This window comes from Mycobacterium sp. (assembly GCF_965229105.1).
Classification (GTDB): Bacteria; Actinomycetota; Actinomycetes; order Mycobacteriales; family Mycobacteriaceae; genus Mycobacterium.
In genome coordinates, this window is record NZ_OZ245858.1 from 4,759,798 (window position 1) to 4,773,705 (window position 13,908).

A 13,908-nucleotide genomic window follows, 5' to 3' on the forward strand; every position below is an offset into this window, starting at 1 on the left:
GCCGATGATCGCAATCCGGGACGTTAACAAGCATTTCGGCAGCCTTCACGTCCTCAAAGACATCAACCTCGAAGTGGCCCGCGGGCAGGTGGTCGTCGTCCTGGGTCCCTCGGGCTCTGGCAAATCGACTTTGTGCCGCACCATCAACCGCCTCGAGACCATCGATTCCGGCACCATCGCTATCGACGGAGACGAATTACCAGCCGAGGGCCGCAAACTGGCGCAGCTGCGCTCGGATGTGGGCATGGTGTTCCAGTCGTTCAATCTGTTCGCGCACAAGACAATTCTGGAGAACGTCACCCTTGCCCCGATGAAGGTGCGCGGGATGTCCAAAGACAAGGCCCACGAGCGGGCGATGGCGTTGCTGGAACGTGTCGGGATCGCCAACCAGGCCGAGAAGTACCCGGCCCAGCTCTCCGGCGGTCAGCAGCAGCGCGTAGCCATCGCCCGATCATTGGCCATGGAACCGAAGGTCATGCTCTTCGATGAGCCCACCAGCGCGCTGGATCCCGAGATGATCAACGAGGTGCTCGCGGTCATGACCGGGCTGGCCGAAGAAGGGATGACGATGCTGGTGGTCACCCACGAAATGGGGTTCGCCCGCCGCGCCGCCAACCGGGTGGTGTTCATGGCCGACGGGGCGATCGTCGAAGACACCACGCCCGCGGACTTCTTCGAAAACCCCAAGAGCGACCGGGCCAAAGACTTTCTCGGCAAGATCCTCAACCACTAACGCCTCCGGCGGGAAGGAATACGACTGTGTCGTTTCTGAAGAGAAGAAAATCCCCGAAAATCCGTGTGGCCGCGGCGATCGCACTGGCTGTCGCGCTGCCCCTGTCCGCGACCGCCTGCGGTGGTGGCGGCAGCAGCTCCGACGGCGACACGATCGTCATCGGCACCAAGTTCGATCAGCCCGGCCTGGGTCTGAAGAACCCCGACGGCACGATGAGCGGTTTCGACGTCGACGTCGCGACCTATGTCGCCAAGGAACTGGGGTACGCCCCGGACAAGATCGAGTGGAAAGAATCGCCGTCGGCGCAGCGCGAGACCCTGATCCAAAACGACCAGGTGAAGTTCATCGCCGCCACCTACTCGATCACCGACGCCCGCAAGGAGAAGGTCGATTTCGCCGGGCCCTACCTGATCACCGGTCAGAGCCTGCTGGTCAAGGCCGATAACACCGATATCACCGGCAAGGATTCGCTGGCCAACAACAAGAAGCTGTGCTCGGTATCGGGTTCGACGCCGGCGCAGAAGATCAAGGACGAGTTCCCGAGTGTGCAGCTGCAGCAGTACGACACGTACTCGGCCTGCATCGAGGCCCTGAAGAACGGCGCGGTCGACGCGGTGACCACCGACGAGACCATTCTTGCCGGCTACGCCGCGCAGAGCCCCGGCACCTTCAAGATCGTCGGGCAGCCGTTCTCCACCGAGAAGTACGGCATCGGCCTGAAGAAGGATGACACCGAACTGCGCACCAAGATCAACGCTGCACTGGAGAAGATGGAGTCCGACGGGGCCTGGAAGGCCGCGTTCGACAAGAACCTCGGCCCGGCGGGCATCACCGCCCCCGCCCCGCCCCCCATCGACAAGTACTGAGTCGGCTCCGGGACCCGGGTAAGCGTCTGTGGAGATCTTCACCAAGTATCAGGACGAGATTTTCGCGGCGTTCTGGATCACCATCAAACTGACGGTCTACTCGGGTGTCGGCGCGCTCATCATCGGCACGGTGCTGGCCGGTATGCGGCTGGCACCGGTGCCGATGCTCAACTGGCTCGGCACCAGCTATGTCAACATCCTGCGCAACACCCCGCTGACGCTGATCATCCTGTTCTGCTCGTTCGGACTGTCCCAAACCCTCGGTATCACCCTGGTCGATGCGAACTCACTGACCTCGATCGACGACAGCAACTTCCGCCTGGCGGTGCTCGGCCTGACGCTCTACACCGCGTCATTCGTCTGCGAAACGATTCGCTCGGGGGTGAACACCGTGCCGCTCGGGCAGGCCGAGGCGGCCCGGTCGCTGGGCTTCTCCTTTGGGCAGAACCTGCGAATTGTGCTGTTACCACAAGCCTTTCGGGCGGTCGTCATCCCACTGGGCTCGGTGTTGATCGCGTTGACCAAGAACACCACCATCGCCTCGGCGATCGGTGTCGCCGAGGCGGCACTGCTGATGAAGAAGATGATCGAAAATGAGGCCGCGCTCCTGCTCATCGGCACCATCTTCGCGGCCGGGTTCGTCATCCTGACCCTGCCGCTGGGCCTGCTGTTCGGCTGGCTCGGTAAGCGCTTGGCGGTCGCCAGATGAGCACCGCATCCGTCCTGTTCGACGCACCGGGGCCCAGGGCGCGGACCCGCAACCGGGTGGTCTCCGCGATCACCCTGATCGTGCTGGTCCTGGTGGCCTGGGTGGTGTATTCGAAACTATCCGCCAAGGGTCAGCTGACCTCGGCGAAGTGGGAACCGTTCCTCACCGCCAACCTGTGGAAGACCTACGTGCTGCCGGGCATTCAGGGCACACTGACCGCGGCCGCGATCTCGATCGTGTTGGCCTTGATCCTGGGATTCCTCCTCGGCGTCGGGCGGCTGTCCCACAACGCGCCGATCCGGTGGTTCTGCTCGGTGTTCGTCGAGTTCTTCCGCGCGGTGCCGGTGCTGATCATGATGATCTTCGCCTTCGCCCTGTACGCGCTCTACGACGTCTTCCCGTCCAAGCAACTCGCGCTGGCCGGTGTGGTGACCGGTCTGGCCCTGTACAACGGCGCGGTGATCGCCGAGATCGTCCGCGCGGGTGTCACCTCACTGCCCAAGGGCCAGGCCGAGGCCGCCTCGGCCCTGGGGCTGCGGTGGGGCCAGACGATGCGCGCCATCCTGCTGCCACAGGCAATCACCTCGATGCTGCCGGTGCTGATCTCACAGCTGGTCGTCGTCCTCAAGGACACCGCGATCGGTTACCAGATCACCTTCGTGGAAATGGTCCGCCAGGGCACCCAGGTCGGTGCGTCCTACGGCAACTACGTGCCGGCCCTGATCGTCATCGCGATCCTGATGATCAGCGTGAACTTCGCACTGTCGGCCGCTGCGGTCAGGCTGGAAAAGCGCCTGCGCCGGTCCAGCCGGGCCCCGCGACCGCTGGACCCTCAGGCCATCGAACAAGAGGGTGCGCCCGGCGCTCGCGTGCAGCAGGCCGATTAGGCCCTAACGTTGACGGGGTGATCGACTCGCCTGCCTCGCGCCTGAAAGTCCTTGTCCCCGACGATCTCGGTCTTGAGGTGCTGGGCTCGGCCTCGACCACTGCGGCCGCGGCCATCGAAGCGATTCGCTACGTGCCGGGCGAACCCTGGCCCGCGGGGCACCTGGATGCGACGGTCGTTGTGGTCGGTTATGACCATGCCCCCGAAACCGGAGCCAGATTCGCCGACCTGCCCGGTCTGCGGCTGCTGCAGACCCTCAATGCCGGGTTCGAGCAGTGGCCGGCCCAACTGCCCGCCGGGGTGCTGCTGTCCAACGGCCGTGGTGCGCACGGCGGATCGTCGGCCGAATGGGTGGTGGCGGCCCTGCTCGCGATCTACCGCGACCTTGCTGTCTTCGCCCAGCAGCAGGCCGACGGTATCTGGGGTCACCGCGATACCGACACGTTGATCGGTAAGCGGATCGTGGTGCTGGGCGCAGGCGATCTGGCGGTCAACCTCGCGGCCCGGCTCGCGCCGTTTCAGACCGACGTCACATTGGTCGGGCGGACCGCCCGGCCGGGAGTGCACGCACTGTCCGAGGTCGATGAGCTGCTGCCGACCGCTGACGCCGTCGTCGCTCTGCTGCCCGAAAGCGCTGCCACGCACCATATTGTCGATGCCGGCTTCCTGGCCCGACTGCGCGACGGCGCGATTGTCGTCAATGCCGGACGCGGCCGGCTGGTCGATACCGATGCCTTGCTGGCCGAGCTGAATTCCGGGCGGCTTCGCGCCGCACTCGACGTCACCGATCCAGAACCCCTGCCCGCGGGGCATCCGCTCTGGTCAGCGCCCAATCTGCTGCTGACGCCGCATGTGGCCGGGGACACCGTCGGCGCCTGGCGACGCGCCTATGCGGTGGCGCTACACCAGATCGAGGTGTTCGCCGCCGGCGGCACTCCGCCGAACCTGGTCGCAGGTCCCGGCGCTGCGACTGCCCGATGAGCGCCGAGCGCGGCCGGGTCGACAGTTTCGGCCGCCTGGACCAGGGGCTGCGCCAGGCCAGTGATTGGTATCTGTGGGGCCCGTACCTCAGCGAGCGGCAGTGGGGCACGGTGCGCGAGGACTACAGCGCTGACGGCGACGCCTGGAGCTATCTGCCCCATGACCACGCCCGGTCGGTCGCCTACCGCTGGGGCGAGGACGGTCTGGCCGGGTTCAGCGATATCGAACAACGACTGTGCTTGGCGCTAGCGCTGTGGAACGGGCGCGACGCGATCCTCAAGGAACGCGTATTCGGACTCAACAGCTATGAGGGGAACCACGGCGAGGACGCCAAGGAGTACTGGTGGTATCTCGACGCGCTGCCAAGCCACGCCTCCAACACGTGGCGTTACCACTATCCGCAGCAGGAGTATCCCTATGAGGATCTGTTGCAAGAGAACCAGACTCGCAGTAAAGACCAACCCGAATACGAGCTGTTGGACACCGGGATCTTCGACGATGACCGCTATTGGATCGTCGATGTCGAATACACCAAGGCCGATCCCACCGACGTGTTGATGTCGATCACCATCACCAACGCTGGCCCATCTGACGCGCTGCTACACGTGCTGCCCACGCTCTGGTACCGCAACACCTGGTCCTGGGACGACACCGCGACTGCACCAACAATGTCGGGCACCGAACCCGGCACCGTCACCACAACCCATCCCTTCCTCGGCGATCTGCAACTCCTCTGCGGTCCGAACCCCGGTGGCGCCCCGCCCACGCTGTTGTTCTGCGACAACGTCACCAACATGGCGCGCATCTATGATCAGGCCGAGCTGTCCCCGTACCCCACCGACGGCATCAACGATCATGTGGTCACCGGCGCGGCGACCGTCAACCCGGCGCTGCATGGTTCCAAATGTGCTGCCTGGTATCAGGTTTCGGTTGGGGCCGGGCAGTCAGTCGAACTGCGGCTGCGACTGCGCCCACCGTCGGAATGGCAGGGCGCGCCCGCGGATCCGCTTGGCGAGGAGTTCGCCGAGGTGCGCGCCCGCCGCCGAGGCGAGGCCGACGAGTTCTACGCCGAACTCACCCCCGCCGCAGCATCATCCGACGAAGCCGCGGTGATGCGGCAAGCGTTCGCCGGCATGCTGTGGAGTAAACAGCTCTACTACTACGACGTCGCGCAATGGCTGGACGGCGACCCGGGCCAACCCGCCCCGCCCCCACAACGGCTGCAGATCCGCAATGCGCAGTGGCGGAACTTTCAGGCCTTCGACATCATGTCGATGCCGGACACCTGGGAGTACCCCTGGTTCGCGGCGTGGGATCTGGCGTTCCAATGCGTGGCCCTGGCTCACGTCGACCCGGCTTTCGCCAAATATCAACTGTCCCTTCTCTGTCGGGAATGGTTCCAGCATCCCAACGGTGCGCTGCCGTCGTATGAATGGAACTTCAGCGACCTGAACCCGCCGGTGCAGGCGTGGGCCGCCCTGGAGGTCTTCGCCATCGACGAGGGCCGCGATATGGATTTCCTGAGCCGCATCTTCGACAAGTTGCTCGTCAACTTCACCTGGTGGGTCAACCGTGAGGACGCCGACGGCTCCAACCTGTTCGAAGGCGGCTTCCTGGGGCTGGACAATATCGGTCCGCTGAACCGGTCGGAACTGCCCTTCGAAGGCATCCTCGAACAATCCGACGCCACCGGTTGGATGGCCACCTACGCCCTGTCGATGGCCCAGATCGCCGCGGTCCTGCACGGCACCCGATACCGGCCGGCGCTGGACCTGGTGCAGAAGTTCGCCGAGCACTTCGCCCTGATCGCCGATGCTCTCGACACCGTCGGGGTGTGGGACGAAACCGACGGCTTGTTCTATGACCGGATCGTGCTGCCCGACGGCACCATCATTCCGATACGAGTCCATTCGATGGTGGCGATGATTCCGTTGCTGGCCTCCGCGGTCATCGACCAGGACGTCCTGGACCAGTCACTGGTGGTCGGCAAACGTTTCGCCGACTACCTGCACCGGCGGGGTCTGGCCAAAGCTGACGAGGCAGATACCGAGTTGCTGCGGGTACAGGACGGCCAACGACGGCTACTGCTCGGTGTGCTCAGTACAGATCGGTTGCGTCGCATGCTGAGCACCCTGTTCGATCCCGCGGAGTTCTTGTCACCGCACGGGCTGCGCTCGCTCTCGGCGTACCACCGGGAGCACCCCTACATCCTTGAGGTCAACGGTTGGCAGGCGGGGATCGACTACGAGCCTGCCGAGTCCACCACCGGGATGTTCGGCGGAAATTCGAATTGGCGTGGACCGGTGTGGTTTCCGCTGAACTACCTGGTCGCCTCAGCGCTGGAGCGCTACCACCACTTCTGCGGCCAGGAGCTGCTGGTGGAATATCCGACCGGTTCAGGTATCGAGGTCAACCTCGGCGATGTGGCCGATGACCTCTGGGACCGGCTGGTGTCCCTTTTCCTGGTCGACGCCAACGGCACCCGCCCGTGTTTCGGCACGGTGCAGCGGCTGCAGACCGACCCGCGGTGGCGCGACAATCTGCTGTTCCACGAGTACTTCCACGGGGATACCGGCGCCGGTCTGGGCGCGAGCCATCAAACCGGCTGGACCGGGCTGGTGGCCGACGTGATCCGGCGTCGACATGGGGCCGTTCCGCCGATGGCCGAAGTCCTTTCGCGCCTGATGGCCGGCGACCGGGCACAGGACAGTTAGATCAGCTCCGCCACCCGCCGCAGCTGATCGACCGTCGGCGGTTGGTAAAACGAGAGCACCGCGTGTGCGCAACCGACTGCCTCGAATTCGGGCAGGAGCGCCAACTGCTCCTCGAGCTGACCGTCCTGCGCGGGGTACAGGAACAGTTGCACGGAGCGCCTGATCTGGGCGGGGTCGCGGCCGACTTCCCGGCACGCCGCGTCGAGGTTGGCGCTGATCTGCGCCCAGGCCTGCGGATCACCGAGACTGACCACGTTCCATTCGTCGGCATGGCGGGCAATCACCCGCAGCATGCGCGGCCGCTCGCCACCGATCACAATCGGCGGGTGTGGGCGCTGCACCGATTTGGGTTCACAGAGCGCGTCGGTGAGCGTGTAGAAGCGGCCGGCGAATGTCACCGAGTCTTCGGTCCACAGCCGACGGATGACGGTGAGCGCCTCGTCGAGCATGTCGACACGTGTTCCCGCACTGGGAAACTCGATACCGTAACCGCGGTGTTCACCCTCGTGCCAGCCGGCACCGATACCGAAATCGAGCCGGCCACCGCTGATGTGGTCCACGGTGACCGCCATCTTCGCCAGCACTGCGGGGTTGCGGTAGGTGACGCCGCTGACCAGGCAGCTGATCCGCGCGCGCCGCACCACCGCACCCATCGCCGCCAACGATGTCCAGCCCTCGAATGTCGGCGTGGCGGGGTCGGCCAGCCCGTAGAAGTGGTCGTAGTTGGCGACCGAATGGAATCCGAGCGTGTCAGCGGTGCGCCAGAATTCCTCGAGGATCGGATAGTCGAACGTGGGCGCCAGCTTGGCTGAGAGCAGCATGCCGCCCATTCTCCGACAGCCGACCCGATCGGCGCCTGCCAGAACTTGTCAGACCTTGCGCCGATCCCGTTCTGCAGCCAGTTCGGTGCGCACCACATCGAACGCCATGCCTTGGCTGTATCCGCGCCTGGCCAACATGGCGACCAATCGACGCATCACCTTGTCGTCATCGTCACCATTCAGCGCCTCACGACGGAGCTTGCTCTGCACCAGCTCTTCGGCCCGTTCCCGCTCCGCGGCGGCGTCGATGGTCTCCAGCGTCGCAGTGATCACATCACCGTCGACACCTTTGGTCCGAAGCTCAGCGGCCAACGCGCGCTTGCCTTTTCCCGCATTGATCCGTCGGGACCGCACCCACTGCTGCGCGAAATCCACGTCGTCGATCAGACCGACGTCGGCCAACCGGTCGAGTACCCGGGTGCTGACGTCATCGGGATATCCCCGCTTCTCCAGCTGCCCGGTCAACTCGGCTCTGGTGCGAGCTCGGACGGTGAGCAGGCGCAGACATAGCGTCCGCGCCTGCTCGTCGCGAGATGGCTCGTCGCGGGATGGCTCAGAAGTCGACTGGGACGGGGAGGACGCCATTGGCCGGGCCATCGGTCGAATCAGCGGTCAGCACTGCACCAATACCGAGCTTTTCCTTGATCTTCTTCTCGATCTCGGTGGCCGTATCGGGATTCTCGATCAGGAAGTTGCGGGCGTTCTCCTTGCCCTGGCCCAGCTGCTCACCCTCATAGGTGAACCAGGAACCGGACTTACGGACGAAGCCGTGCTCGACGCCCATATCGATGAGCGAGCCCTCCTTGGAGATGCCCTTGCCGTAGAGGATGTCGAACTCGGCCTGCTTGAAGGGCGGTGCCATCTTGTTCTTGACGATCTTGCACCGCGTCCGGTTGCCGACCGCGTCGGTGCCGTCCTTCAGCGTCTCGATGCGTCGCACATCGAGGCGGATGGAGGCATAGAACTTCAATGCCTTTCCACCGGTGGTGGTCTCGGGCGAACCGAACATGACGCCGATTTTCTCGCGGAGCTGGTTGATGAAGATCGCGGTGGTATTCGAGTTGCTCAGGGCGCCGGTGATCTTGCGCAGCGCCTGGCTCATCAGCCGGGCCTGCAGGCCGACGTGGCTGTCGCCCATCTCGCCCTCGATCTCAGCGCGCGGGACCAGCGCGGCCACCGAGTCGATGACCAGGATGTCCAGCGCGCCGGACCGGATCAGCATGTCGGCGATCTCCAGCGCCTGCTCACCGGTGTCGGGCTGGGACACCAGCAGTGAGTCGGTGTCCACGCCCAGCTTCTTGGCGTAGTCGGGATCCAACGCGTGCTCAGCGTCAATGAAGGCCGCGATACCGCCGGCCGCCTGCGCGTTGGCGACGGCGTGCAGAGCAACGGTGGTCTTACCCGAGGACTCCGGACCGTAGATCTCGACGATGCGACCACGTGGCAGGCCGCCGATGCCCAGCGCCACGTCCAGCGCGATGGATCCGGTCGGAATGACTGAGATCGGTTGGCGTACCTCGTCGCCGAGGCGCATCACCGAGCCTTTGCCGTGACTCTTCTCGATCTGCGCGAGGGCCAGTCCGAGGGCTTTCTCGCGATCAGGGGCTTGCGCCATGGTGGTGCCTCTCCGGTAGTCGTGTTCGGTGACCGGTGTTCCGATCGGTTGGCCCAGACGTTAGAACAGACCCCCGACAAGAAAGTGACAAAAAATCACTGCGGTCGAACGCTCACCAGAATAGCGAACAGGTGTTCGAAGGCAAGGCGACGCGCCGGATGTGTTCAGACGCTGCTGAGCGGGACGCGGATCACCACTGATCGCGCGGCACGTCGAAATCGGCGCAGAGCGCCCGCCACACCTCGCGCGGCTCCACCCCGTCCTCGATGGCCTGCGCTGCAGTACGTCCGCCGAGGGGGGTCAGCACATGGTCGACCAACAACGATGCCCCCCGCACCGCGCCGAACTGCCCGTCGACGAGCTCACGGAATTCAGTCAGCCGCACGCCACCCAATTTACCCAGCTCCCCTCACCGCGTCATGGCACACCCGTACCGGATCGGCGACGCCGTCGGCATGTAACAGCGACGCCCCGGCCCGTCGGGCGGCCGCCCGGTAAGCCGGGGTGGCCAGCACCTCCTGCACCGCCGCCGTCAACGCACCCGCGCTCAGCGGCCGGATGAGCTGCGCACTGCCTTGGCGCACAACACGATTGGCAATCTCCCATTGATCGCCGCCGCCGGGGACCACCACCAGAGGTACCCCGGCGAGTAACGCCTTGGCGACCAGCCCGTGCCCGCCGCCGCACACCATCACATCGGCATGCGACAGCAGTTCGTCCTGGCGACCCAACCCCACCACGGCCCACGGCGGTGGGTGCAGATCCGCCCCTCCGAGCCGGGATACCGCCACGCGTGCGCCCGCAGGGAGGACCTCCCCCGGTATCAGGCACTGCACTGCCAGCTCGGCCAGTCCGGTGGTGCCCGTCGTCGCGGTGGACGGTGCGACCGCAACCAGCGGCCCGTCCCCCGGCGGCACCGTGAGCACCACATCGGTCGGTTCGAAATGCAGCGGCCCCACCACGACGGCCTCGCGCGGCCAGTCCGGGCGCGACACCTCAAGGGCGGGCAAGGTGGCGATCAGTCGGCGCACCGGTCCCGGATCAGCGGGTGGCAGGCCGATTTCCACTCTGGCGGCCGACCGTTGCCGCAGCCCAAGGCGCCACGACCGCCCGGACAGCGACCGCATCACGGTGTCCCGCAACCGACCACGGATGCCAGTTCCCGGTGCCAGCCCGCTGCCGATCGGCGGCAGGCCCCGAGACGGCAGGTACAGCGGATGCGGGCACAGCTCCACCCACGGGATGCCAAGAAGTTCGGCGGCCATCCCACCGCACGCCGTGATGACATCCGACACCACCAGATCCGGCGCCAGTTTCCGCAGGCCAGGGACGTTGAGCACGGCCATCCGGGCCGCCCGCCGGTGCAGCTTCGCACCGGAGTCCTCGTCATCGTCAAACGCCGTGGGATCCAGACCGAGCAGCTCGACCGCAGCGATACCGGCCGCCCGGGCGGTATCGAGCCATTCGGTACCGGTGAACAACGTCGGGGCATCGCCTTCGGCCAGAAACTTCAAGCACAGCGCGATCGCGGGGAACGCATGGCCCGGGTCGGGTCCGGCCACCACGGCGACGCGCATCGCCCCACCCTGTCACAGGGAAGGCGAACTAGGCTGATGGCCATGACGGAGCAGACCACTGATGTGACCACGGATGTCAACACCGCCACCGTGGAGAAGTTCCTCGCCGCATTACGCGATAAGGATCTCGATACCGCGGGCGCACTGCTGGCCGAGGATCTGGTCTACGAGAATGTCGGATTCCCGACGATCCACGGTTCGCGGCGCGCGATGAAGCTGTTCGCGCGCATGAAGCGACCCAGCCTCGGGTTTGACGTCAAGATCCACCGGGCGGCCGCTGACGGCGACTCCGTGCTGACCGAACGTACCGATGCGCTGATCATCGGACCATTGCGGCTCAACTTCTGGGTATGCGGCGTTTTCGAGGTCCATGATGGCCGAATCACCTTGTGGCGGGACTACTTCGACAACCTTGATTTCGTCAAGGCGATCGTGCGTGGGGTTGCCGCCATGGCGGTTCCGTCGCTGCAGCGGAAGTTCTGATGGCAGCCACCGGTCGCACGAAACCGAACCTGTGGCAGTTGATCGGGTACTGCTATGCCAGCCGCCGACTGCCCGACTCGATGCTCGACTGGGTGCGCCAGGACCTGTCCGGACCGGGTGCCACCCGGCGCGTGATGGTCCGAGTGTTCATCCCGGCGTTGCTGATCTTGGCGCCGTTCTGGTTGATCCCGACGACGCTGTACGTGCATCTGTCGATGACGGTGCCGATCCTGATCCCGTTCATCTACTTCTCGCACGCGCTGAACAAGATCTGGCGCAGACACATGCTGCGGTTGCACGGTCTGGACCCCAGCCTGGTCGACGCGATCTCACGGCAGAAGAACGCTCCTATGCATCAGGCGTACATCGACAAATACGGACCACGCAATGGTCCGCCCTCCGGTACCGGTATCTAGGAGGCCCCCTCAGGCTCGGCGCAGCTCGCCCAGTTCGTCGAAGGCCTGCGCCCAGCCGAGCAGACGATCGGTGGCATGGGTCAGCTCGTCGCGGTAACGCTGCTGGGACATCGGGGACACCGGCATCGAGCCGCCCGTCGCCGATGACACCAGATGCGCTGCGGCGGTGACCATTTCGTTGTACTGCCGGACTCCGTTACCCAGCTGCGTGGTGAAGGCGTTGATGCTGGGCACCAGATATGCCTGCGAATGTGGGGTGGCACTGACCGCACGCTCGATAGACACCACTTCAGCGGCGGTGGCCGCCATGGTGGCCGAGCTGCGGTTGGCGGCCGTGGTCAGTTCCCGAATCTCGTCCTGCGGGAGCAGCGCAGACCGTTCGAGCACACCCAGCAGCGAGAAGAATCCCCGTTCGGATGCGCCCAGCGCCGACATCGCCGGACGCGCAGCCGAACCTGGCGGCGGCAGCCGCCGGGCCAGGGCGGGCCGCTGCGCCGGCAACGGAGTGGCGCGGAGCCAGCGGTAACGCAGTAACAGCAAGGTGGCCGGGAAGGCGGCGCCCGCCGCGATCAGACCGGTGATCAACAGCCCCCACACCGGCACACTCCACGTCGCCAGCAGACCGGTCACCAGCACCCAGAACAGTGACGAAAACCCGAAGAACAGCCCCAGCCGCAGCGCCCATTTGCGTTTCCGCAGGTGCCGCGACCTGGGGTCGGCGGCTGCGTTGAGCTTGTGCGCCACCACGTCGGCTGCCTCGCTGGCGGAGTCCAACCCGCGCTGCACCAGCGATTGCCACTGCCGGGTTGTCCTCTTTGCCGCCACGGTGGAACCTACTTTCACATTTACTGGCCGAGCGGGTTTTCGGGCCTGGCCTCGGCGGCTGCGGCCGGGGTGGCCGGCGTCGCCGTCGGGGTATCGCCCGCAGGTAGCGCGTCACCGCGCATCGATGCGCGGATCTGCTCGAGGCGGGAGTGGCCCGCCATCTGGACGCTGGCTTGCTGGACCTCCAGCATGCGGCCCTGTACGGAGTTCTGCGCCAGCTCCGCCTCACCCATGGCGTTGGCGTAGCGGCGTTCGATCTTGTCGCGCACCTCATCGAGGGTGGGTGTGTTACCCGGGGCAGCGAGGTCGCTCATCGACCGCAGCGAAGCGCTGACCTGTTCCTGCATCTTGGCCTGCTCGAGCTGGCTGAGCAGCTTGGTGCGCTCGGCGATCTTCGTCTGCAGCATCATCGCGTTCTGCTCGACGGCCTTCTTGGCCTGCGCGGCGGCCTGGAGCGACTGGTCGTGCAGACCCTTGAGGTCCTCGACGCTCTGCTCGGCGGTGACCAGCTGCGCGGCGAACGCCTCCGCGGCGTTGTTGTACTCAGTGGCCTTGGCGGCATCCCCGGTGGACACCGCCTGATCGGCCAGCGTCAATGCCTGGCGCACATTGGCCTGCAGCTTCTCGATATCGGCCAGCTGGCGGTTGAGCCGCATCTCCAGCTGACGCTGGTTGCCGATCACCTGCGCGGCCTGCTGTGTCAGCGCCTGATGGGTCCGCTGCGCTTCTTCGATCGCCTGTTGGATCTGAATCTTGGGATCTGCGTGCTCGTCGATCTTGGAGTTGAACAGCGCCGTCAAGTAGCGCCACGCCTTCACGAACGGATTGGCCATGGATTCATTCCGCCTTATGTTGTCGAACTCTGCCTGGCATGTTGGTAGCCCAATTTATCGGGTTGGCGCAGATCGACACACCCCCGGCCGAAATTGGCACTCGACGTACCACTTGAAAAAACTACGCCACCGCCATGGTGACGACCGACGGGATGACCACCTTGGTCGCAGCATCGATATTGGTGGTCCCCGAACCCGCGAGGGCGATCTTCTCCTGGCGTGCCATCCGCTCACCGGCGTCGATCAGCACCCGCGACAGCGGAACCTCCAACGCCGTGCAGATGGCGCTGAGCAGCTCGCTGGAAGCTTCTTTGCGACCGCGCTCGACCTCGGAGAGATAGCCGAGGCTCACCCGGGCCGAGTCGGAAACTTCCCGCAGAGTGCGGGCCTGGGACGTCCGGGCGCGGCGCAGCACGTCGCCGATGACCTCGCGCAGCAATGTCGCCATC

At 65.3% G+C, this 13,908-nt stretch carries 16 protein-coding genes; 8 read left to right on the forward strand and 8 right to left on the reverse strand.

Annotated elements, in window-relative coordinates:
• The first annotated feature begins 4 nt into the window (after positions 1 to 4).
• Genes ADBZ9O_RS22250 through ADBZ9O_RS22275 form a run of 6 tightly spaced genes read left to right on the forward strand, consistent with a single transcriptional unit; the run spans position 5 to position 6,889 of the window.
• On the forward strand, positions 5 to 733 hold the full coding sequence (locus ADBZ9O_RS22250; protein ID WP_526533382.1) for an amino acid ABC transporter ATP-binding protein: 729 nt from the start codon (positions 5 to 7) through the stop codon (positions 731 to 733).
• 35 nt (positions 734 to 768) lie between these two features.
• The gene (locus tag ADBZ9O_RS22255) at positions 769 to 1,599 is read left to right on the forward strand and encodes a glutamate ABC transporter substrate-binding protein (RefSeq protein WP_526533384.1); all 831 of its coding nucleotides are present in this window, start codon (positions 769 to 771) and stop codon (positions 1,597 to 1,599) included.
• 28 nt (positions 1,600 to 1,627) lie between these two features.
• Entirely contained in the window at positions 1,628 to 2,308 is a 681-nt protein-coding gene (locus ADBZ9O_RS22260) for an amino acid ABC transporter permease (protein ID WP_526525080.1), read from the forward strand.
• Positions 2,305 to 3,195 (forward strand): amino acid ABC transporter permease, encoded by an 891-nt coding sequence (locus ADBZ9O_RS22265; RefSeq protein ID WP_526525081.1) that lies wholly within the window; start codon positions 2,305 to 2,307, stop codon positions 3,193 to 3,195. Before ADBZ9O_RS22260 ends, ADBZ9O_RS22265 begins: the two co-directional genes overlap by 4 nt.
• A 17-nt stretch (positions 3,196 to 3,212) precedes the next feature.
• On the forward strand, positions 3,213 to 4,175 hold the full coding sequence (locus ADBZ9O_RS22270) for an NAD(P)-dependent oxidoreductase (RefSeq protein ID WP_526525082.1): 963 nt from the start codon (positions 3,213 to 3,215) through the stop codon (positions 4,173 to 4,175).
• Positions 4,172 to 6,889 (forward strand): MGH1-like glycoside hydrolase domain-containing protein, encoded by a 2,718-nt coding sequence (locus ADBZ9O_RS22275; RefSeq protein ID WP_526525083.1) that lies wholly within the window; start codon positions 4,172 to 4,174, stop codon positions 6,887 to 6,889. The genes ADBZ9O_RS22270 and ADBZ9O_RS22275 overlap by 4 nt, the downstream gene beginning before the upstream one ends.
• Here the strand turns inward: ADBZ9O_RS22275 and ADBZ9O_RS22280 are convergent.
• The 5 genes from ADBZ9O_RS22280 to ADBZ9O_RS22300 form a co-directional block, all read right to left on the reverse strand.
• Entirely contained in the window at positions 6,886 to 7,710 is an 825-nt protein-coding gene (locus tag ADBZ9O_RS22280) for a TIGR03560 family F420-dependent LLM class oxidoreductase (protein ID WP_526525084.1), read from the reverse strand. The genes ADBZ9O_RS22275 and ADBZ9O_RS22280 overlap by 4 nt on opposite strands.
• A 48-nt stretch (positions 7,711 to 7,758) precedes the next feature.
• The gene (recX, locus tag ADBZ9O_RS22285; RefSeq protein WP_526525085.1) at positions 7,759 to 8,295 is read right to left on the reverse strand and encodes a recombination regulator RecX; all 537 of its coding nucleotides are present in this window, start codon (positions 8,293 to 8,295) and stop codon (positions 7,759 to 7,761) included.
• Positions 8,264 to 9,325: a recombinase RecA gene (gene recA, locus ADBZ9O_RS22290; RefSeq protein ID WP_526525086.1), complete on the reverse strand. Its 1,062-nt coding sequence runs from the start codon at positions 9,323 to 9,325 to the stop codon at positions 8,264 to 8,266. The genes recX and recA overlap by 32 nt, the downstream gene beginning before the upstream one ends.
• A gap of 190 nt (positions 9,326 to 9,515) precedes the next feature.
• Complete coding sequence (locus ADBZ9O_RS22295; RefSeq protein ID WP_526525087.1) at positions 9,516 to 9,710, reverse strand: DUF3046 domain-containing protein; 195 nt, start codon at positions 9,708 to 9,710, stop codon at positions 9,516 to 9,518.
• 10 nt (positions 9,711 to 9,720) lie between these two features.
• Positions 9,721 to 10,902 carry a glycosyltransferase gene (locus ADBZ9O_RS22300; RefSeq protein ID WP_526525088.1) on the reverse strand — a complete coding sequence of 394 codons (1,182 nt, stop codon included), beginning with the start codon at positions 10,900 to 10,902 and terminating at the stop codon, positions 9,721 to 9,723.
• Positions 10,903 to 10,944: 42 nt separating this feature from the next.
• On the opposite strand from ADBZ9O_RS22300, the gene ADBZ9O_RS22305 reads away from it, so the two are divergent.
• Complete coding sequence (locus ADBZ9O_RS22305) at positions 10,945 to 11,385, forward strand: limonene-1,2-epoxide hydrolase family protein (protein ID WP_526525089.1); 441 nt, start codon at positions 10,945 to 10,947, stop codon at positions 11,383 to 11,385.
• Positions 11,385 to 11,801, forward strand: coding sequence for a DUF5313 family protein (locus ADBZ9O_RS22310; RefSeq protein ID WP_526525090.1), 417 nt, complete (start codon positions 11,385 to 11,387; stop codon positions 11,799 to 11,801). The genes ADBZ9O_RS22305 and ADBZ9O_RS22310 overlap by 1 nt, the downstream gene beginning before the upstream one ends.
• A gap of 9 nt (positions 11,802 to 11,810) precedes the next feature.
• On the opposite strand, the gene pspM is transcribed toward ADBZ9O_RS22310, so the two are convergent.
• The 3 genes from pspM to clgR form a co-directional block, all read right to left on the reverse strand.
• A complete protein-coding gene (pspM, locus tag ADBZ9O_RS22315; protein WP_526525091.1) occupies positions 11,811 to 12,626 on the reverse strand; it encodes a phage shock envelope stress response protein PspM in 816 nt (271 codons plus the stop codon).
• Between the two features lie 20 nt (positions 12,627 to 12,646).
• The gene (gene pspA, locus ADBZ9O_RS22320; RefSeq protein ID WP_526525092.1) at positions 12,647 to 13,459 is read right to left on the reverse strand and encodes a phage shock protein PspA; all 813 of its coding nucleotides are present in this window, start codon (positions 13,457 to 13,459) and stop codon (positions 12,647 to 12,649) included.
• 121 nt (positions 13,460 to 13,580) lie between these two features.
• Entirely contained in the window at positions 13,581 to 13,907 is a 327-nt protein-coding gene (gene clgR / locus ADBZ9O_RS22325; protein ID WP_526525093.1) for a transcriptional regulator ClgR, read from the reverse strand.
• Position 13,908: the final 1 nt, after the last annotated feature.